Origin of the sequence: Catenuloplanes atrovinosus, from assembly GCF_031458235.1 — a bacterium.
GTDB lineage: Bacteria > Actinomycetota > Actinomycetes > Mycobacteriales > Micromonosporaceae > Catenuloplanes > Catenuloplanes atrovinosus.
Map to the genome: position 1 here is coordinate 5,877,624 of NZ_JAVDYB010000001.1, position 20,391 is coordinate 5,898,014.

At 72.4% G+C, this 20,391-nt stretch carries 18 protein-coding genes and 1 pseudogene; 12 read left to right on the forward strand and 7 right to left on the reverse strand.

All coding sequences use genetic code 11. The features are described 5' to 3' along the window. Positions 1-855, forward strand: a complete 855-nt coding sequence (locus J2S41_RS25980) for a helix-turn-helix transcriptional regulator (RefSeq protein WP_310371350.1) — start codon at positions 1-3, stop codon at positions 853-855. A gap of 2 nt (positions 856-857) precedes the next feature. On the opposite strand, the gene J2S41_RS25985 is transcribed toward J2S41_RS25980, so the two are convergent. After that, a complete protein-coding gene (locus tag J2S41_RS25985) occupies positions 858-2,114 on the reverse strand; it encodes a serine hydrolase domain-containing protein (protein WP_310371352.1) in 1,257 nt (418 codons plus the stop codon). A gap of 548 nt (positions 2,115-2,662) precedes the next feature. Here J2S41_RS25985 and J2S41_RS25990 point away from each other — a divergent pair. The 3 genes from J2S41_RS25990 to J2S41_RS26000 all read left to right on the forward strand — a co-directional run bounded on the left by J2S41_RS25990 (position 2,663) and on the right by J2S41_RS26000 (position 4,214). Continuing rightward, complete coding sequence (locus J2S41_RS25990; RefSeq protein ID WP_310371354.1) at positions 2,663-3,592, forward strand: helix-turn-helix domain-containing protein; 930 nt, start codon at positions 2,663-2,665, stop codon at positions 3,590-3,592. Between the two features lie 49 nt (positions 3,593-3,641). Next, on the forward strand, positions 3,642-3,842 hold the full coding sequence (locus J2S41_RS25995) for a DUF397 domain-containing protein (protein WP_310371356.1): 201 nt from the start codon (positions 3,642-3,644) through the stop codon (positions 3,840-3,842). A gap of 174 nt (positions 3,843-4,016) precedes the next feature. Further along, a complete protein-coding gene (locus J2S41_RS26000) occupies positions 4,017-4,214 on the forward strand; it encodes a DUF397 domain-containing protein (RefSeq protein WP_310371357.1) in 198 nt (65 codons plus the stop codon). Positions 4,215-4,261: 47 nt separating this feature from the next. On the opposite strand, the gene J2S41_RS26005 is transcribed toward J2S41_RS26000, so the two are convergent. Together J2S41_RS26005 and J2S41_RS26010 are read right to left on the reverse strand one after the other, a co-directional pair. Then, positions 4,262-4,819: a TetR/AcrR family transcriptional regulator gene (locus tag J2S41_RS26005; RefSeq protein ID WP_310371359.1), complete on the reverse strand. Its 558-nt coding sequence runs from the start codon at positions 4,817-4,819 to the stop codon at positions 4,262-4,264. A 41-nt stretch (positions 4,820-4,860) separates the two neighbouring features. Next, a complete protein-coding gene (locus J2S41_RS26010; RefSeq protein WP_310371361.1) occupies positions 4,861-5,109 on the reverse strand; it encodes a hypothetical protein in 249 nt (82 codons plus the stop codon). Positions 5,110-5,266: 157 nt separating this feature from the next. On the opposite strand from J2S41_RS26010, the gene J2S41_RS26015 reads away from it, so the two are divergent. The 5 genes and pseudogenes from J2S41_RS26015 to fabF all read left to right on the forward strand — a co-directional run bounded on the left by J2S41_RS26015 (position 5,267) and on the right by fabF (position 10,079). Next, entirely contained in the window at positions 5,267-6,571 is a 1,305-nt protein-coding gene (locus tag J2S41_RS26015; RefSeq protein ID WP_374728165.1) for a PucR family transcriptional regulator, read from the forward strand. Between the two features lie 87 nt (positions 6,572-6,658). Next, a pseudogene (locus tag J2S41_RS26020) lies at positions 6,659-7,591 on the forward strand (ACP S-malonyltransferase); the annotation flags it as partial. Between the two features lie 13 nt (positions 7,592-7,604). Further along, positions 7,605-8,549, forward strand: a complete 945-nt coding sequence (locus J2S41_RS26025; protein WP_310371365.1) for a beta-ketoacyl-ACP synthase III — start codon at positions 7,605-7,607, stop codon at positions 8,547-8,549. Between the two features lie 61 nt (positions 8,550-8,610). Continuing rightward, positions 8,611-8,856, forward strand: a complete 246-nt coding sequence (locus tag J2S41_RS26030; protein ID WP_310371367.1) for an acyl carrier protein — start codon at positions 8,611-8,613, stop codon at positions 8,854-8,856. Then, complete coding sequence (gene fabF, locus J2S41_RS26035; RefSeq protein WP_310371369.1) at positions 8,853-10,079, forward strand: beta-ketoacyl-ACP synthase II; 1,227 nt, start codon at positions 8,853-8,855, stop codon at positions 10,077-10,079. Before J2S41_RS26030 ends, fabF begins: the two co-directional genes overlap by 4 nt. 51 nt (positions 10,080-10,130) lie before the next feature. Here fabF and J2S41_RS26040 read toward each other — a convergent pair whose 3' ends face one another. From J2S41_RS26040 to J2S41_RS26050, 3 genes are all read right to left on the reverse strand, one after another. Continuing rightward, complete coding sequence (locus J2S41_RS26040) at positions 10,131-12,422, reverse strand: DUF2339 domain-containing protein (protein ID WP_310371371.1); 2,292 nt, start codon at positions 12,420-12,422, stop codon at positions 10,131-10,133. Positions 12,423-12,504: 82 nt separating this feature from the next. Continuing rightward, positions 12,505-14,235: a glycoside hydrolase family 3 protein gene (locus tag J2S41_RS26045; RefSeq protein ID WP_310376543.1), complete on the reverse strand. Its 1,731-nt coding sequence runs from the start codon at positions 14,233-14,235 to the stop codon at positions 12,505-12,507. 71 nt (positions 14,236-14,306) lie between these two features. Beyond that, the gene (locus J2S41_RS26050) at positions 14,307-14,798 is read right to left on the reverse strand and encodes a DUF3145 domain-containing protein (RefSeq protein ID WP_310371373.1); all 492 of its coding nucleotides are present in this window, start codon (positions 14,796-14,798) and stop codon (positions 14,307-14,309) included. Between the two features lie 223 nt (positions 14,799-15,021). On the opposite strand from J2S41_RS26050, the gene J2S41_RS26055 reads away from it, so the two are divergent. The 3 genes from J2S41_RS26055 to J2S41_RS26065 all read left to right on the forward strand — a co-directional run bounded on the left by J2S41_RS26055 (position 15,022) and on the right by J2S41_RS26065 (position 18,710). Continuing rightward, positions 15,022-15,348 (forward strand): hypothetical protein, encoded by a 327-nt coding sequence (locus J2S41_RS26055; protein WP_310371374.1) that lies wholly within the window; start codon positions 15,022-15,024, stop codon positions 15,346-15,348. Positions 15,349-15,491: 143 nt separating this feature from the next. After that, positions 15,492-16,487: an alpha/beta fold hydrolase gene (locus J2S41_RS26060; protein ID WP_310371376.1), complete on the forward strand. Its 996-nt coding sequence runs from the start codon at positions 15,492-15,494 to the stop codon at positions 16,485-16,487. A 99-nt stretch (positions 16,488-16,586) separates the two neighbouring features. After that, positions 16,587-18,710, forward strand: a complete 2,124-nt coding sequence (locus J2S41_RS26065) for a HelD family protein (protein ID WP_310371378.1) — start codon at positions 16,587-16,589, stop codon at positions 18,708-18,710. A 1,133-nt stretch (positions 18,711-19,843) separates the two neighbouring features. On the opposite strand, the gene J2S41_RS26070 is transcribed toward J2S41_RS26065, so the two are convergent. After that, the gene (locus tag J2S41_RS26070; protein ID WP_310371381.1) at positions 19,844-20,170 is read right to left on the reverse strand and encodes a MerR family transcriptional regulator; all 327 of its coding nucleotides are present in this window, start codon (positions 20,168-20,170) and stop codon (positions 19,844-19,846) included. Positions 20,171-20,391: the final 221 nt, after the last annotated feature.

Here is a 20,391-nt window from a genome sequence, read left to right on the forward strand (position 1 = left end):
ATGCGTGAGCTGGTCACCGCCTGGCGGCCGACCGTGCCGGGCGTGCGCGAGGTCTTCCACGCCCGGTTCGTCGCCCACGCGTACCCCGCGCACACCCACGACGCCTGGACGCTGCTGATCGTCGACGACGGCGCGATCGCGTACGACCTGGAGCAGCACCATCACGGCACCGGCGGCGCGATGGTGACGCTGCTGCCGCCGCACGTGCCGCACGACGGCCGCGCCGCCACCACGCACGGCTTCCGCAAGCGGGTGCTCTACCTCGACCCGGGCGTGCTGGGCGAGGACCTGATCGGCGCCGCCGTGGACCGCCCCGGCCTGGACGACGCGCCGCTCCGCCACCGCGTCCACCAGTTGCACGCGTCGCTGGTCAGCCCCGGTGACGCGCTGGAGGCGGAGAGCCGGCTGACGCTGATCCGCGACCGGCTGCGCGGCCACCTGCTTCCGCACGTCCCGGACGGGCCGCCGGCGGCCCGCGGCCTGGCCGGCGACCTGCGCGACCTGCTGGACCGGGACACCGTCACCGGCCTGACGCTGCGCGACGCCGCCGCCGAGCTGCACGCCCACCCGAGCCACCTGGTCCGCGCGTTCACCCGGGCGTTCGGCCTGCCGCCGCACCGCTACCTGACCGGCCGCCGGGTGGACGCGGCGCGCCGCATGCTGCTGGCCGGCATGCCGCCCGCGGAGGTCGCGACCGCGGCCGGCTTCCACGACCAGCCGCACCTCAACCGGCACTTCACCCGCGTCCTGGGCGTCACACCCGGCCGCTACGCGGCACGATCACGAGCATCAGCGGGTACGCGGATGAGCGCCCCGGCCGCGACGGCCGAGACGCTCACCCGTACCCCCCGGTGAATTCAGTCGCCGACCCGCACCGCGCTCGGCAGGAGCGGGACGTTCGTGGCACCGGCCGCCCGACGCTGGTCGGCGCCGGCCACGGCCTCCGGCCCGCACAGCGACCCGACGATCAGGTTGTTGAGCGCCGTGATCATCTCCGGCGTGGACGCGAAGTTGATGCCGTAGTTACCGCCCCAGGCGAGCTGGGTGCGCCCGTCGGTCGAGGTGAGCACCTGCGTGATCTGGCCGATCACGCCGCCGTCGTGGCCCCAGAAGGTGCCGCACGGCAGCTGCAGCGCGTAGATGCCGAGGCCGTACCGCAGCGCCTCGGGCATCTCCGGGTACCACGGCACCGTCTCCAGCATCGCCGCCTGCTGCGCCGGCTTGAGCAGCTTGCCGGTGATCAGCGCGCGGTAGAACGTGTTCAGGTCGGGCATGGTGGAGATCATCTCGCCGGCCGTCCACGCCCAGGTCATGTTGTAGACGCTGAAGTCCCGCAGCGTCACCTCGCCGGTCTCGGCGTCCGGCCACGGCACGTACGCGCCCGCGTGCGGTCCGCGGATTCGCGGGTCGGCGCCCGGGAAGTAGGTGGTCCGCAGCCCCAGCGGCTTGATGATCCGCCGGTTGACCTCCTTCTCCACCTCGTTGCCGGTCACCTTCTCGATGATCAGTCCGGCCAGGATGTAGTTGGTGTTCGAGTACGACAACAACTCGCCCGGCGCGCCCGTCTCCGGGAACGTCAGCCCGAGCCGGACGAGCTCGTCCGGCGCGAAGGTGCGGGTCTGCCACTCCTCCACCGCCTCGAGCGAGTCCAGCCCCAGCGTGTAGTTGCCGATGCCGCTGGTGTGGTTGAGCAGCATGCGCACCGTGATCGCCGGGTCCAGGCCGAAGCGCGGCAGCAGCTGATCCACGCTGGTGTCCAGCGACAGCCGGCGCTCGCCGACCAGTTGCAGCACCGTGGTGGCGACGAACGTCTTGGTGACGCTGCCGATCCGGTGCCGCGAGTCCGCCCGCGCCGGCGCGCCGCTCTCCACGAACGCCACGCCGGACGCGCCGGTGAACGTCTTGCCGTCCCGGCGGACCTGCGCGTACGACCCCGGCACACCGGACGCGGTGATCGCGTCCAGCAGTGGCTGGATCTCGCCCTTCAACGCGTTGCCCGGCGCGGCGAACGCCACCCCCGTGTGGGTCAGTGCCGCGGTCCCGGCCAGCACGATCGCGGCCACGGCCGCCCCGGCCCGGTTCCACAGTCCTCTGTTACGCCATGGTTTCGACATGCGTCCATCCTGGGCGGCCCCCGGCCCCCGGGTCGTCGCCCGCGCAGCGGAACCCCGTCTCCTCCTCGGGACGGACCTTTCCCCGCCGCCCTCCCCGTCCGAGAGGACACCGATCCCCGAGGGGTGGAGATCGAAGATCCACTCCGCCAGACCGCGATCTGCGACCTTGCAGAATGGGGTCTGGCTTTATGCCCGGAGGCGTGCCAGACTTATTTTCACGGTTGGAGCGGCACTGCAGATCGGTACTTACAACGGCATTTCGGCGGGTCAGCGCACGGCCTCCCGAGTCGCCGGCAAGAGAGCGGACGAAGGCACCTGGCGGCAACCGGGTGCCTTCGTAGTGTCCGGCCAAGGTCATCTTCGCGAGCCCACCGCTACTGACTCCCAGAACAGCGACGCATCGACGGTCGCAATATCAGCCGGTCGCCAGCACAACGGCGAGTCGGCCACACCGGCGGTTGTCAACCCCGTAAGATGGATCGCATAGTGCGACCTCGCAGATCGCTTTCTGCAGCGGGTGACCTTCCTACATAGGGGATCTGGACGTCATGACCACGCCTCCGGGCGAATCGCCGGCCGTCGCGCGACGTCGGCTGAGGCTCGCGCTGCGGCGCGCCCGCGAGGAGATGGGCTACACCCAGCACCAGGTCGCCGAGGAGATGGAGTGGTCCATCTCCAAGGTCATGCGCATCGAGAGCGGCGAGGTCACCGTCTCGGTCAACGACACACGCTCGCTGTTGACGTACCTCGGCGTCACCGACCGCGAAGAGGTCGCGCGGCTCGTGCAGTCCGCGCGCGACGCGCGCAAGCGCGAGTGGTGGGACGAGCCGCGCTACCGCGAGCACGTGCCGCCCGCGCTGCGCCGCCTCATCCAGTTCGAGACCGAGGCGCGGAGCATCCGCTACTTCTTCCCGATGATCATCCCCGGTCCGCTCCAGGTGCCGGACTACGCGCGGGCCATCCTCCGGGCCCACTTCGGCGACGTGGACACCGAGCTCACCGCCGCGCGCCTGGAGGCACGTCAGCGGCGCCGCCAGGCGTTCCTGGGCCGGCGCGACGCGCCGGACGTCCGGTTGCTGCTGGACGAGTCCGTGCTCCAGCGCACGCTGGGTGACTTCGGCCTGCTGTCGAAGCAACTGTTCGACCTGCATGCCCTGGCCGGGCAGGGGCGGGTGACGGTGCGCATCATCCCCTTCACCGCCGCCGTCGCGCTGCCGCTGCTGGGCACCTTTGAGATCTACGGCCTCGGTGGCGGCGACTCCGCCCTCGAGGACGGGGACAACGGCGTCGACGACGCCGTGATGTATCGCGAGAGCAACCTTCTCGACGAACTCGTGGAGGACCAGGCAGCCGTCAGCAGACATCTGACGGTTTTCGAGAATCTCTGGGCCGGCGCCCATGACGAGGCGACCTCCATCCAGATGATTCAGGAGGCCGCGGAGAAAGCCGCCGCCGCCTCCGCCGGGTCAGGCAGATAGATCATCGGAACAGCTCCGGGCAGTCCGGGGCCCTAGAAAGGCACAACCAGTGACATCGCACAACACCCTCGCAGGCTGGCAGCGTAGCTCGTACTGCGGGAACGGCGCCTGTGTCGAGATCGCTTCGGACGACGCGCGCCGATACATGCGGGACGCCAAGGAGATCCAGAGCCCGATCCTGGCCTTCTCCAACGCGGCCTGGGGCTCCTTCATCTCCGACATCAAGAGCGGCCAGATCAGCACTAAGTGACGACCGATCAAGAGGGTGCGGGCGTGCAGACGGTCGCACCCCCTTGGAAAGGATGAATGAACCGGGACTGACTGGTATACAACGGACGCCACCGGTGCCTACCCCGTGACACTGGTTCCCTACTGTGCGCTCATATGCCTATGGTGGAGGACGAGGCACAGGGAGGGAGCACCCATGCAGACCGATCTGCAGCTGCGGTGGCACCGCGCCTGCGGTTCCAGCGCATGCGTGGAGGTGGCGACGACGCCATCGGCCGCGTACGTGCGCGACTCCGAGGCACCACAGGGTGACCGGCTTGCCGTGTCGGCGCCCGCCTGGAGCGCGTTCATCACCGCCGTCGCCGAGGACGGCATTCCGACCGACCGTCACTAGTGCGCACAGCGGGGGCGGGGCCCAGGCCGCCCCTGGCCGAAAGCGGATCAGCCGGACCGTCGCTCCGCGGTCCGTTCGACGAGGCCCAGCAGGTCCTCCAGGTCCGCCTCGAACTCCGCGTCGCGCTCCTCCGCGGAGCCGGCCGTGAATCGCCCGGTCACCTCCGAGGCGCCGTAGCCGAGCGCGAACGTCGACAGCATCCGCTGCAACCGCAGCACCTCCGCGCGGGCCACGCCGGCGTCGCGCAGCGCGTCGCGGATGCGTTCCTGCACCCGGTCCGCGTCGTCGCCCGCCTCCGCCGCCGGACGCGCTACCAGCAGCGGGTACGCACCGGGATGCGCGTGCGCCAGGTCGCGCGCCGCACGGGCGATCGCGCGCAGCCGGTCCCGCCAGTCGCCGTCCGACTCCGACGAGTCGTGCAGTTCCTCCAGCAACTGCCGCACCAGGCCGTCGAGCAGCGCCTCCTTGTTCCCCACATACGGGTAGAGCGCCATCGAGCTGAGTCCGACCCGGCGTCCGACGGCACGCATCGAGACCGCGTCCAGGCCGGCTTCGTCCGCGAGTGCCATGGCCTGCCGCAGGATCACCCGCTGCTTCTCGTCCACCTCACCGAACGTAGAGCGAATCCCGTCCGTACGCGGGCGAATCAGCACCAGCGGCGCGGCGGGCGGCCTCGGCCGATCTTGCGGCGGCGGGGGCGGACCGCGCCGTGCAGGTGCGCGCCGGCCCAGCCGTTGAGGCGGGTCTGGCAGCCGCCCGGGTTGCCGGAGCCGGGCAGCGGCAGCTCCGTGACGTCCTCCGGAGAAGCGTGGGAGCGGTGCTGGCGGGGAACCACCCGGCCACCGCATCCGTTGTCGTCCGGCTCGGGGAAGTCCGCTGGACCTTCCTCCGCCATGTGCTCCTCCTTGCTGAACCCGTTCCGTGCGGTGCGCGCGGTCGACCATGCGCGCCCCCGCGGTCGCACCCGTCGAGAGTAAGCGGTTTCAGGCGCCGTGGGGGCCTCACACGCTGCGGTGAACATCACTCGCGTCCATGCCTTGATCAGGTAATACATGGTCATCCGGGACGCGCCGCGCGGGGCGCCGGGAGCGTCGTGGCAGGCTTGGCCGGTGGCGAATGCGGCGGACGGTACGGCGACGGGCGGCACCAGGGCCGGCGAGCCGGAGGGCGGCGAGCTGGCCGCCACGGTACGGCGCATCGAGCGGAGCGCGGGCGGCCTGGCCACCGCCGCGATCGCCCGGATGGACGAGACGCTGCCGTGGTTCCGGGAGTTGCCGGCCGACCAGCGGTCGTGGGTGATGCTCGTCGCACAGGCGGGCGTCCGGTCGCTGGTGGAGTGGCTGCGCGCCGGCGGCAACACGCAGGAGGTCTCCGACGAGGTCTTCGCGACCGCGCCCCGCGCGCTGGCCCGGGCGATCTCGTTGCAGCACACGGTCGCGCTGGTCAAGGTGACCATCGACGTGGCCGAGGAGCAGGTGCCGGAGCTGGCCGCGCCGGGCGAGGAGGTCGCGCTGCGGGAGGCGATGCTCAAGTTCTCCCGGGAGATCGCGTTCGCGGCCGCGCGGGTCTACGCGCGGGCCGCCGAGTCGCGCGGCACCTGGGACGCCCGGCTGCAGGCGATGCTGGTGGACGCGCTGCTGCGCGGCGACTCCTCGGACGTGCTGGCCAGCCGGGCGGCGGCGCTGGGCTGGGCGGACGCGGCGCCGGTGGCGGTCGCGGTGGGCCGCTCCCCCGGCGGCGAGCTGGCCGCGGTGCTGCACGGGTTCTACCGCTCGGCGCGGCGGCTGGGCGTGGAGCTGGTCGGCGGCGGGCACGGCGACCGGCTGGTGCTGGTGATCGGCGGCGCGCCGGACCCGGTGGTGACCGTGCAGCGGCTGCTGGAGGGGTTCGGCGAGGGCCCGGTGGTGGTCGGCCCGACCGTGCCGAGCCTGGACGCGGCCACCGAGTCCGCGCGCGCGGCGCTGACCGGCTACCGCAGCGCGGTGGCGTGGCCGTCGGCACCGCGCCCGGTCGCGGCGGACGACCTGCTGCCGGAGCGGGCGCTGGCCGGCGACGCGGAGGCGCGGCGCACGCTGCGGGACTCGGTCTACGGCGCGCTCACCCGGGCCGGCGGCGAGCTGATGGAGACGCTGGACGCGTTCTTCGCGGCCGGTGGCGTGCTGGAGAGCGCGGCGCGCGGCCTCTTCGTGCACCCGAACACGGTCCGCTACCGGTTGAAGCGGATCGCGGAGGTGACCACCTTCTCGCCGCTGAACCCGCGGGACGCGTTCGCGTTGCGGATCGCGCTCACCATCGGCCGCCTCGATCCGCCGAACGCGGTGTTGCCTCCGTCACGCGCCATGCCCCGCCAGCCGTAGCTTTGTAGGTATCTCACAAAACCGTTAGTGTGGTTTGGTGCCTGTCAGCAGCGATAGACGGCGCCGGCATCCCGCAGAGTGTCAACCGTGCTAGCCGTTCTCTCCCCAGGGCAAGGATCCCAGAAGCCCGGCTTCCTCACGCCGTGGCTCCAGCTCCCCGACGCCGAGGCCCGCCTCCGCGCGTGGTCCGAGCTGGCCGGCGTCGACCTGGTGCACCTCGGCACCGAGGCGGACGCCGAGGAGATCAAGGACACCGCGCGCACCCAGCCGCTGCTGGTCGCGGCCGCGCTGCTGGCCGCGGAGCGACTCCCGCTGACCGACGCGACCGTGGTCGCCGGGCACAGCGTGGGCGAGCTGGCCGCCGCCGCGATCGCCGGCGTGCTCACCCCGGAGGCCGCCGTCACGCTGGCCGGCGTGCGCGGCCGGGAGATGGCCGCGGCGTGCGCGCTGGAGCCGACGAGCATGGCCGCGGTGCTGGGCGGCGAGCCGGACGAGGTGGTGGCCGCCATCGAGTCGTACGGGCTGCACGCCGCCAACCGCAACGGCGCCGGGCAGATCGTGGCCGCCGGCGCCAAGGACGCACTGGACACGTTCGCGGCCGACCGCCCCGGCGGCGTACGGGTGATCCCGCTGGCCGTGGCCGGCGCGTTCCACACGCCGTACATGGCGCCCGCCGAGACCGCGCTGGGCGCCGTCGCCGCGGGCGTGGCCACCGCCGACCCGGTCCGGATCATGCTGTCCGACCTGGACGGCGCCGCCGTCGCGGACGGCACCGAGCTGCTGTCCCGCCTGGTCCGGCAGGTCACCGCGCCGGTCCGCTGGGACCTGGTGATGCGCACGCTGGCCGAGCGCGGCGTCACCGCGGTGATCGAGCTGGCCCCGGCCGGCACGCTCGCCGGACTGATCAAGCGTGAACTCAAGGGCCCCGGCCTTCCCGAGATCGTCACCCTGAACACGCCGGACGACCTGCCCGCGGCGCTCGATCTGATCGCCCGGCACGGAGCCACCACGAGTCCCGAAGGGCAGAACTGACATGGCAGGCAGCCGCATCCTCTCGCTCGGGCACTATCAGCCGTCCCGAGTCGTCACCAACGACGAGCTCTCCCAGACGATCGACACCAACGACGAGTGGATCCGGGACCGGGTCGGCATCGCCGAGCGGCGCGTCGCGGACGGCGAGTCGGTCGCGGACATGGCCACGTTCGCCGCGGAGAAGGCACTGGCCAACGCGGGGCTGACCGCCGCCGACATCGACCTGGTCGTGGTCGCCACCTGCTCCGCCGAGGACCGGTGCCCGACCGTCGCCACCCGGGTCGCGGCCCGCCTCGGCATCGCCGCGCCCGGCGCGTTCGACCTGAACGCGGCCTGCTCCGGCTTCTCGTACGCGCTGGCCACCGCGGACCACGCGATCCAGGCCGGCACGTCCCGCCACGCGCTGGTCATCGGCGCGGAGAAGCTCTCCGACATCACCGACTGGACCGACCGCACCACCGCCGTGCTGTTCGGCGACGGCGCGGGCGCGGCCGTGGTCAGCGCCGTGCCCGAGGGCGAGCCGTCCGGCATCGGCCCGGTGCTCTGGGGCTCCGCGCCGGAGAAGGGCGACGTGCTGCGGATCGAGGGCTGGCGGCCGTACATCAAGCAGGAGGGCCAGGCGGTGTTCCGCTGGGCCACCACCGCGATCGCGCCGGTGGCGAAGCAGGCCTGCGAGCGGGCCGGCGTCGCGCCGGAGGAGATCGCCGCGTTCGTCGCGCACCAGGCCAACACCCGGATCATCGACGGCATCGTGAAGCGGCTCGGCATCCCGAACGCGGTCGTCGCGAAGGACCTGGTCGAGTCCGGCAACACGTCCGCGGCCAGCATCCCGCTGGCGCTGTCCAAGCTGGTCGAGCGGCGCGAGGTGCCGTCCGGCGCGCCGGTGCTGCTGTTCGGCTTCGGCGGCGGCCTGACGTACGCCGGCCAGGTCGTGCGCTGCCCCTGAGTTCTCGTTCCCGGAACCGCGAACGAGTAGCAAGACCCAACCCGAAAGGACCACCACGCACATGGCTTCCCGCGAAGAGATCATCACCGGCCTCGCCGACATCCTGAACGAGCTCGCCGGCGTCGAGCAGTCCGACGTGACCGAGGAGAAGACCTTCACGGACGACCTCGACGTCGACTCGCTCTCCATGGTCGAGGTGATCATGGCGGCCGAGGACAAGTTCGGCGTGAAGATCCCGGACACGGAGATGCAGAACCTCAAGACCGTGGGCGACGCCGTCTCCTACATCGAGGCGAACCAGAAGTGACCTCTGTCGACGTCGTCGTCACAGGGCTCGGCGCCACGTCCCCGCTCGGCGGGGACGTGGCGTCCACCTGGGACGGCATGCTCAACGGCCGTTCCGGGGTCAGCAAGCTGACCCCGGACTGGGCGGCCGAGCTGCCGGTGCAGATAGCCGCGTCGCTCGCCGTCGACCCCTCCGAGATCATCGAGAAGCCGAAGCTGCGCAAGCTGGACCGCTCGGAGGCGATCGCGATCATCGCGGCGCGCCAGGCGTGGGCCGACTCGGGGCTGGCCGGCTCCGGGCTCGACCTCGAGCGGCTCGGCGTGAGCATCGGCTCCGGCATCGGCGGCGCCACCACGCTGCTCGACCAGGACGACATCCTGGAAGAGAAGGGCGCGCGGCGGGTGTCGCCGCACACCGTGCCCATGCTGATGCCGAACGGCCCGGCCGCGTTCGTCGGCCTGGAGCTCGGCGCGCAGGCCGGCGTCCACTGCGTGGCCAGCGCGTGCGCCACCGGCGCGGAGGCGATCGCGCTGGGCCTGGACCTGATCCGGGCCGGGCGTGCCGACGTGGTGGTGGCCGGCGGCACCGAGGCCGTGATCCACCCGCTGCCGATGGCCGGCTTCGCGTCGATGCGCGCGATGTCCACCCGCAACGACGACCCGGAGCGCGCATCCCGTCCGTGGGACAAGGGCCGCGACGGCTTCGTGCTCGGCGAGGGCGCGGGCGTCGTGGTGCTGGAGCGGGCCGACCACGCGGCCGCGCGCGGTGCAAGGGTCTACGCCCGGCTGGCCGGCGCGGGCATCACCTCGGACGGCTTCGACATCGTGCAGCCGCACCCGGAGGGCGCGGGCGCGATCCGCGCGATCGGCAAGGCGCTGCGCGACGCGGGCCTGACCGGCGCCGACATCGCGCACGTGAACGCGCACGCGACGTCCACGCCGGTCGGCGACATCGCGGAGATCGCGGCGCTGCGGGCCGCGGTCGGCACGCACCCGGTGGTCACCGCCACCAAGTCGATGACCGGGCACCTGCTGGGCGCGGCCGGCGCGCTGGAGTCGATCGCGACCATCCTGGCGATCCGCGACAGCATCGTCCCGCCCACGATCAACCTGGACGACCCGGACGACAAGCTGGACCTGGACGTGGCCGCCCACAAGGCCCGTCCGCTGGAGATCCCGGCCGCGCTGAACAACTCGTTCGGCTTCGGCGGGCACAACGTGGCGCTGGTCTTCACGCGCGCGTAAGTCGGCACCACCATGAGGGGGCGGCTCGGGTGAGCCGCCCCCTAAAACCCGTTACCGGGGCAGCAGCTCGTAGACCACGGCCTTGCCGTTGTCGTAGCGCAGCGTCGCCCACGGGGCCAGCGCCTCGCTCGGCGCGGTCACCGGCGTGTCCGTGCCGTTCGGCAGCCGGTCCAGCACCAGCCAGCGCACGCCGTGGTCGTCCCGGAGTGCGTGCAGGGTCGCCTCGGTCGGCGCGACGAAGGCCTGGTCATTGAGCGCCAGCAGGTCCTGGTCCCAGAAGTCGACGAACCCCAGCGGCGCGGCGCGCGGCGCGAAGCCCCAGCCCTCGACCAGCACCGGCCGCTCCGAGTAGGCGCTGAGCCAGAACGAGCGCGGGTCGCACCGCTTCTCCTCGAACACCAGCGCGCGGCAGTGGTTGTTGGTGGCCAGCACGTCCTCCGGGTCGCTGTGCTCACGCACCCAGCGCGCCACGTCGATCCGGTAGCCCGGCATCGCGGTCAGGAAGTAACCGCCGCCGTTCGGCCGATCCATGCCCTTCTTCATGTCCATCACGAGACCCGGCGCACCGACCGTCAGCGCGGCGGCGAGCAGCACCACCGAGCCCTTGCCCCGCATGGCGGTGAATCGCCGCGCCAGCAACCACCACAGCGCCGCGCCGACCACCGCGATCGCGGCCAGCACCAGGCCGTAGCCGATGATCGGCCGGACCCGGACCACCCACGGGAACTGCGCCGGCGCCACCGCGAACACCCAGTTGATCACGGTGAGCAGCACCGCGAACACGCCGGTGGCGATCGCCAGCATGATCTTGGCCCGCCGGCTGTACTGCGCCCTGTCCAGCAACAGCGCGAAACCCCAGACCGACAGGATCACGCTGTACGTGTAGCCGGTGCGCGCGAAGTACTGGTTGCCGTCGCTCGGCTGGTCGATGATCAGGAACGTCAGGATTCCGGCCAGCGCGCCGCCGAACAGGAACCACTGGGTCGGATCGAGCCGCCCGCGCTGCACCCACAGCAGCGCCACGATGCCGCCCTGCCGCAGGTGCAGGTTCATGATCCAGGCGAACCAGACCAGCACCATCATCAGCGCGGCCGGGTACGGCCCGTACTCGCCGGTGTACCGGGTCAGCGTGGCCGCGAACTTGACCGTCACGCCGTACGCCTGGAAGTGGAACAGCACCGCGGTGGCCAGCAACTGCGCGCCGCCGGCGATCAGCCCGCACCAGATCACCGCCCATGGGATCCGCCGCTCGGCGATCAGCAAACCGGCCGCCGTGATCAGCAGGCCGACCGCCACCACCGGGATGGTGCTGGCCTTCGCACCGCTGGAGACCAGCATGAACACCACGACCAGCACCCAGGCGCCGGGTCCGAGTGACCGGATCGGGCGGTCAGGGCGCCGGTCGATCACGTCGGCGAGCACGATCATCATGGCGATCAGCAGCGCCCAGCCGTGGATCATCGACATGCCGTGCCAGACCACGAAGCCCATCTGCGTACCGAGCGGCATGCTGACCGGGTCGGTGAAGTTGACCTCGCCGATCACGCCGAACAGCACTGCCGCGCCGGCGCCGATCCAGGCGCGGCCGCTGAACCGCCAGCCGGCCACCGCGATCAGCACCATGGCCAGCGCACACAGCGCCGGGATGGTCAGCCGGTACGCCACCGTGTTCAGGTCGATCTGCCCGATCAGGCTGGTCGACGCCATGTGCGCGTAGGCGAACCAGTGGTAGTACAGCGGCTCCTCGGCCACCTGCGGCACGTGGATCGGCCAGCCGTACTTGGCCTCACCGGCGAGCGACAGCTGGTACGCGAGGTCGAGGTACTGCATGTTCGAGTCGGAGGTGGGGATCAGCACGTTGCGCCGCAGGAACGTCTCCGACAGGTAGGCCATGAAGAACACGACCACGCCGGTCACGGTCCATGAGAAGCCGAGCGGCACCCTTGCCGCGTAGTCGCGCGGCAGCCAGTGCCGGCGCAGCGCAGGCACTGCCAGGAACGGCACGATCACCAGCAGCGGCCACAGCCACAGCCACGGGCGCACCCCGGTGGCAGCGGCCACCGCCCAGGCCGCCAGCTCCAGGCAGATGCCGACCGCGGCACCCATCGCCAGGTCCTCGAGCAGCGTGTGCGGATTCCGGCGCACCGACCGGTAGACCAGCGTGCCCGGGACCAGGACGGCCACGAACGCGTACACGGCGTACTTCACGATGTCCAGGACGGGAGTCTGGGACGCCAGCAGCGCGATCACCACCGCGGCGACACCCGCGACCAGCGGCAGCCAGCGCTGCCACCTGCTCGGTCCGGGCTCACTCCGCGGCGTCGCTGTCGTCGGACTCGTCAACTCCGCGACCACACTCATCCCTTCATCGGTCGGATCGGCGTCGGCCGGAAACCCTGGGAACCTACCGCAGCCGGTCGACCGTTCAGCAGGTGGTACGTGAAAGACCGTCGACCTCCACCGGCGAGGTGCCCTCCGGCTTGGCCTTGCCGGCGAGCACGGCGGCGAGCGCGGTGAGCTGCGCGGGCGCGGGCGAGTACGTGGCCAGCAGCGTCGGCGACGACGCGGACGCCAGCACGTACGGCAGGTCCATCGCCACCGTGACCTGGGCTCCCGGCGACAGGTCGGCGGCGCCGTCGCCGTACCCGACCAGGTGCACCGTGGTCCGCCCGCCGCTCGCCGCCACCTCCACGCCGGCCGCGCGCAGCGCGTCCTCCAGCGTCTTCTTCGCCGCGGCGCGGTCGCCCGCCACCGTGACCGTGACCGGGCCGGCGACCGCCGCGCCGTCGCAGCCGCCGCGCAGCACCGTGACCGACCGGCGGGCCAGGTCCGCCAGCGGCTCGGCCCCGGACGTGGCGCCGACCGTGGACATCGGCGGCGCCTCCGCGCGGGCCAGCGTGAACCGGAGCGTGAGCACGCGGGTGACCGCCTCGGTCAGCCGCTCCCTGCTGAGCGAGCCGTCGCGCAGCGCCGCCAGCAGGCCGTCCCGCGCCGCGGGCAGGTCCGGCGGCATCAGCAGCAGGTCGTTGCCGGCGTTGAGCGCGCGCACCGCGGCCTCGCCCGCCGGCCACGCCATCGCCGGCTCCATGTTGAGCGCGTCGCTGACCACCACGCCCTCGAACTTGAGCTCGCCGCGCAGCAGGTCGGTGAGCACCTTCTTGGAGAACGTGGCCGGCACGCCCGGGTCGATCGCCCGCACGTCCAGATGGCCGGACATGACCAGTTGCGCGCCCGACTCGATGCCGGCCCGGAACGGCGGCAGGTCGCCGGCGTCCAGCGCCTTGCGGTCCTGGGTGAGCACCGGCAGCGTGTCGTGGCTGTCCGCGGTGGTGTGGCCGTGGCCCGGGAAGTGCTTCAGCGCGGCCGCGACGCCGTGCGTCTGGAGACCGCGCACCGCGGCGGCGACCTGCTCCGCGACCGCCTTCGGGTCGTCACCGTACGACCGGGAGCCGATCACCAGGCCGCCGGGGCCGCCGAGCACGTCGGCGACCGGCGCGAAGTCCACGTTGACACCCATCGCGGCCAGCTCGCCGCCGGCCACGGCCCACGCCTTCTCGGTCACGCCGACGTCGCCCGCGGCGCCGAACGCCATGGCCCCGGGCAGCGTGCTCACGCCGTTGCGGATGCGGGTGACCACGCCGTACTCCTGGTCCGTGCCGATCAGCATCGGCGCGGCACCGGCCGCCAGCCTGGCCTGCGCGTCCTGGAGCCCCGTGGTCAGTGCGCGCACCTGCGCCGGGTTGTCGACGTTGGTGGTCGGCTGGTTCTTGCCGGTCGGGTCGTCCGCGCTGAAGCCGACCAGGATCACGCCGCCGAGCCGGTACTTCTCCACCATCTGGGCCGGGGTGTCCACACCGGCCAGCTCCTGGTTGCCCGCCTTGGAGCCGGCCGAGACGTCGGTCGCGGACGCGCCGTACGCGTACGGCATCAGCACCTGGCCGACCAGGTCCTCGTCGCTCAGCTTCGCGACCAGCGCCGCGGCCTGCGTGGCGGGGTCCGGCGCGGACGAGGGCACGCTCAGCGGCGCGGTGGCGTGCGGGGCCGGCTCGGGTCCCGCCGAGGGCTGGGTGCCGCACCCGGTCAGGACGAGCGACAGGAGCAGCGGGGGTACGGCGAGGGAGCGCCACCGGATCGACCGGTGAACGCCATCGGGTATGTCCGGCACGCGCGCCATTCGACCAGGCGTGCCGGAATCAAGCAACCCGGCTGGTCATCCCCGAGCGTCCATCAACCCACCCGGGTCAGCACCATGTTCGGCGCGCCGTCGCCGGCGTACCGGTAGGGCTCCAGCTCAGCGTCCCACGCCGTGCCCATCGCCTTGTCGAGCGCGTGCGCCAGCGCCTCGGGACCCCGGGCCGAGGACATGATGGCCCGCAGGCGGTCCTCACCCAGCTGGATGTCGCCGGCCGCACCGCAGGTCGCGCGGAACAGCCCGCGACCCGGCACGTACATGAAGCGCTCGCCGTCGACTCCGTGGCTGGGCTCCTCCGTGATCTCGAAGCGGATCATGGGCCACTGCCGGAGCGCAGCCGCCAGCTCCGCCCCGGTGCCTGGCCGCCCGCTCCACCCCGACTCCGCCCGGCGGGCGCCGGGATCGACGGGCTGCGCGGACCAATGCAGCTTGACCGGCGCGGTGAGGACGCGCGCGATCGCCCACTCGACGTGCGGGCACACGGCGAGCGGGGTCGAGTGGACGTATATGACGCCACGCGTTGGCACGGTGACCTCCCGAAGACACGAGGTGCGTCTTCCCCTACGACCTCGATCTCCACGGTCGGCCGGGTTTCATGATGCCGTCTGTGGCGGATGGTGCGCCAGAGAATCCGGCAACTCTGTTCTCGGATCGGCCGCTTTTCTGCGTACGCCCGCCCTGGTGTAGGCTTTTCGCGGGCGACTATGGTCGCCTTCTCTCTTTCTGTGAATGTCGGCAAGGAGTACCTCCGTGGCGAGCAACACCTCTAAGACCGCGCGCGCATCAGTCCGCGCTGGACAGGGCCAGGGTGCCGCCCTGAGCGTGCTGGGCGAGTACAAGTACCTGATCCCGCTCAACAAGGGCAAGCACGCGTACGTGCGGAACCTGACCAACGGCAAGACCACGCACATGAGCACCTCCTCCGACGCGTTCGTGGAGGAGATCCGGGTGCTGGCCGCCGCCGGTCACGGTGCGAAGATCCGCGCCGAGCTGGCCGCGCTGAGCGAGGCGCACCCGCAGGACGGCTGGTCCACCACCGAGAAGAAGCTCGTCGACGCGGGCGTCTTCGAGGGCTGAGTCACCGCTCTTCGCGAAGGGCCGGCACCGTCACGGTGCCGGCCCTTCGCGCGTTCACCCGCTGGAAATTCTCGCGCCGAGGCGTGATGATTGTTACCCGCGGGTACAGGGTGGGCCGCGGCGAATCATTCGCGGAGGTGCCCATGTCGCAGCGCCAGACCCTCCTCCCCACCGGCACGGAGGTAACCCTTTCCGACGGCGTCCGGGTGCACGCCGAGACCGGCGGAGACCCGGACGCACCGCTGACCATCGTGCTGCTGCACGGCTGGACGCTGGACGTGCGCTGCTGGCACCGCACGCTCGGCGCGCTCGCCGGCCGGCTCACCACCCGGGCGCGGATCGTCGCCTACGACGCGCGCGGTCACGGCCGCTCCGACGCCACGCCGCTGGACCGCGCCACGCTCGGCCGGCTCGGCGACGACCTGCGCGAGGTGCTGGACGAACTGGCCCCCACCGGCCGGGTGATCCTCTGCGGCCACTCCATGGGCGGCATGACGATCATGGAGTACGCGCACCGGCACCCGGAGCACTTCGCGTCCCGCATCGCCGGCCTGGTGCTGGTCTCCACGTCCGCCGAGGGCACCTCCCGCACCCACTACGGCCTCCCCGACCGGCTGGCCACGCTGTTCCGGCTGGCCGAGACGACCGGCGCGGGCGTGCTGGCCCGCTGCGGCACCTGGCGCCCGCACCGCGCGGTGCTGCCCGTACTCGGGCCGGCCATCCGCTGGCTGCTCTACGGCGACCGCTGCGAGGGCGCGGACCTGCGACTCACGCTCTCCAGCGTGGGCCGGTGCTCGCTGCGCGCGATCGGCGGCTTCCGCACCTCGATCGGCATGCAGCAGCGCCTGGACACGCTCTCCACGCTGGGTGACGTACCCGCGGCGGTGCTGGCCGGCAGCGACGACCGCCTGACGCCGCCCGCGTGCGCGGAGGCGATCGCGGACGCGCTGCCCGGCACCGAGCTGACGCTCTGCCCCGGCGGCGGCCACATGCTGATGCTGGAGCGGCCGTCCGAGGTCGCGACCGCGCTCGCCGCCGTCACCAACCGCGCGGCCATGGCGACGCCGCTGCGCGCCCCCGGCCGCCACTCCCGCCGGCCGTCCCGGGACGTGTCCCCCGGCGCCACGCAGGCCGCGTGATCACCGCCGCTACCGGCCGGTAGCGGAAAACGTCGACACGCCCGGGCGCGGAGCGGTAGGTTCGATGGCCGCACCCAAAGCTCAGGAGCACGACACCCGGTGACCGACGCCAATATCCTGCAACAAGAGATCGCCCTCGAGCAGCGCCACGTGGACGTCGTCTACGCCCGCCTCGCGCAGCTCCGCCAGGAGGCGGCGAAGGCCGAGAAGGCGGGCTACGGCCTCGCCCGGGTCGGCAACTTCGGCGCGCTCGTCGAGCGGGACGCGATGGTCTTCCACGCGGCCCGCCGGCGCCAGGCGCTGGACACCGAACACGAGGGCCTGGTCTTCGGCCGACTCGACCTCAAGACCGGCCAGGTCTACCACGTGGGCCGGCTCGGCATCCGCGGCGAGGCCTCGGAAACGCTGGTCATCGACTGGCGCGCCCCCGCCGCGGCCGCGTTCTACCAGGCCACGGCGAAGGACCCGCGCGGCGTCGTCCGGCGGCGCATGATCCGGTCCACCGGCGAGCGGGTCACCGGCGTCGAGGACGACCTGCTCGACCCGGAGGCCGCGCCGGACGACATGCACGTGGTCGGCGACGGCGCGCTGCTGGCCAGTCTGGGCCGCGCCACCGGCACCGGCATGAAGGACATCGTCGCCACCATCCAGCAGGAGCAGGACGAGGCGATCCGCGCGCCCGCCTCCGGCGTGACGATCGTGTCCGGCGGTCCCGGCACCGGCAAGACCGCGGTGGCGCTGCACCGCGCGGCGTACCTGCTCTACTCGGACCGCAACCGGTTCGCCGGCGGCGGCATCCTGGTGGTCGGCCCGTCCGGCGTGTTCGTCAACTACATCGCCACCGTGCTGCCGTCGCTCGGCGAGGACTCCGCCACGCTGCACTCGCTCGGCTCGCTGGTGCCCGGCATCAACGCGGTGCGCGTCGACCCGGCCGCGGTCGCCGCCGTCAAGGGCTCGCTGCGCATGCGTACCGTGCTGGAGCGCGCCACCCGCGACGCGGTCCCGTACGGCCCCACCGAGCTGCGCCTGCTCTACCGCGGCACGCTGCTGCGGCTCTCCGCCGAGGACCTCGACCGCGCGCGCGAGCGGGCGCTGCCCCGGGGCGCGCGCCGCAACGAGTCCCGCCGGGCCGGCTTCGACAACATCTTCCAGGCGCTCTGGACGCAGGCGCAGCGCCTGCGCGTACCCACGCTGCCCGCCCGGCCCGACTTCGAGGCCGAGCTGTCCGAGCGCGACGACTTCCGCGACTTCCTGCGCAACTGGTGGCCCCGGCTGCGGCCGATCCGCGTGCTGGAGTGGCTGGCCGACCCGGAGCGGCTGCGGCGCTACGCGCACGGCATCCTCTCCAACGCCGAGATCAAGCTGCTCCGCGACGCGTTCACCAGTCTCGCCTCGGACGGCCCGACCATCGCCGACGTGGCACTCCTCGACGAACTGGACGCGCTGCTCGGCCAGCCCCGCAAGCCGCAGCAGCGCAACCGCAACCCGTTCTACGCCGGCGGCGGCGTGCAGGAGGTCAGCACGTACGCGGACCGCCAGCAGGCCGCCCGCGCCGCCGCCACCGAGCGCCCCGAGGACTACCGCGACTACGCCCACGTGGTGGTGGACGAGGCACAGGACGTCTCACCGATGCAGTGGCGCATGCTCGGCCGCCGCGCCTCGATCGCCTCCTGGACCATCGTCGGCGACCCGCTCCAGGCCGCCTGGACCGGCGACCCCGCCGAACTCGCCCGCGCCCGCGACCAGGCACTCGGCACCAAGAAGCGGCACGAGTTCACGCTCAGCACCAACTACCGCAACTCCCGCGAGATCTTCGAGGTCGCCGCCGCCGTCATCCGCCGCGCCTTCCCCGGCGAGCCGCTCCCCACGGCCGTCCGCTCCACCGGCGTGTCCCCCATCGAGCGCACCGTCCACCCCGACGAACTCCCCGGCACCGTCCACGACTCCGTCACCGAACTCCTCAAGCAGGTCGAGGGCACGGTCGGCGTGATCACCCCGGTCCCCCGCCGCGCCGAGATGGCCGCCTGGGTCGCCGACCTGGCCGACGACCGCGTCCAGGTCGTCACCAGCCTCCAGGCCAAGGGCATGGAATACGACGGCGTCGTCCTCGTCGAACCCGAAGACATCCGCACCGACTCCGAATCCGGCGTCCGCACGCTCTACGTCGCCCTCTCCCGCGCCACCCAACAACTGATCACAGTGGGCACGCGGTCGTACCACTAGCCTTCTTCTTTTCCCACTTCCGGCGTGGCCGGTGTCCGCATGCTCCCGCGGGCACCGGTCGTCGCTGGCGCTCCTCCCTGCCGGCCCCGTAACCACTCCCGCCAAACCCGAACCCCACCCACCCTGGACCGTCCCAGCCAGCCCGGATCAACCCGCCCGCTCCGCTCACGCTCCGCCCCGCACGCGAGCCCGCGCGGTACACGGCCGAACAACACCACGCGGCTCCCGCCGTCGGCCGCCTCCCGTGGCACGGCCGGCTCCCGCCGTCGGCCGGCCCGCGTGGCACAGCGAGTTCCCGTCGTCGGCCCGCGTGGCACGGCGAGTTCCCGCCGTCGGCCGGCCCGCGTGGCACGGCGGGTTCCCGTGGGTAGTCGCGCCCGCCGTGGCGCTGCGGACCTAAGTGCAGCCCGGCCCGCGCACGGGCGCTCCGCGCCCGATATTTCACCATATCGACGGAAAGCATGATCGCCGGTAACGACTTTGTGAGGCTCAGGCACGTTATTCGGCCTGAATAACGTGCCTGAGCCTCACAAAGCGAGGCACTCACGGAATCCGCCCCGATAACCACGTCCCCAACCGCAACTACCCCCTGCCGTACCGATTGCACCGCCAGCACGCACCGCGACACCGCGAGCACCGCTCGTCCTGCATCCGTGGATCTAGGCCGAATTCGCGCGATTGGAGATCAAGGCACCGGATTCTGCCCTAGATCGACGCCGACAGGGCGACGCGGCGCTGCTAGCGACGCGGACGGGGCGACACGGCGCTGCTAGCGACGCCGACAGGGCGACGCGGCGCTGCTAGCGACGCGGACGGGGCGACGCGGCCCCGCCAGCGACGTGGCCGGGGCGGCGCGGCGCTAGCAGTGCGCAAGGGCGGGTGGTAGCGCCGCACCGCTCTGGCCCGCACTCGTCGATCAAGGGCGGATTCCCGTGATCAGAGATCAAAGCACCGGAATCCGCCCTAGATCGACGCGGACGGGCGCGGCGCGGCGGCGACCACGCGGCGCGGCGCCAGAGCGGCGCGGGTCGGCACGGCGCCAGGGGCCGGTGGGGCGAGGGCGGCACGGGGCGAGGGCGGCACGGGGCGAGGGCGGCACGGGGCGGCACGGCGCCAGGGGCGATGGGTGCGGGTTAGTCGGGTGGGTTGCGTGGGGGTGGGATGGGAGGGCTGAGTTCGGCGAGTTGGCGGCGGGCCTCGGCGAGGTCGTCCTCGAGGCGGACGATGCGGCAGGCGGCGGTGAGGGGGATGCCCTCGTCGAGGAGTTCGCGGGCGCGGGCGGCCAGGTCGAGTTGGTGGCGGGAGTAGCGGCGGTGGCCGCCGGTGGAGCGCTGGGGGGTGATCAGGCCGGCGTCGCCGAGTGCACGGAGGAAGGCGGGGGTGGTGCCGACCAGGTCGGCTGCGGTGCCGATGGTGTAGGCGGGGTAGTGCTCGTCGTGGACGTGGCCGGGGCGGGTCACTCGGTGCCTTTCGCGCGTCGAAAAGGCCCCGGGGCGCTAGGCGCCCCGGGGCCCGGGCAGACAGTTTCCACACTCGGGACCGTCGTCGACGATGACGAACGGTGCCGCGCGAAACGATCCGATCTGCCGGGTGATCTTCATTGCGGTGCATTCCGGTTGCGGAACGGGCCGCGACCCGGCGATGGAGAAACTACCCGAATCTCGTGAGCCGACCGAGGTCG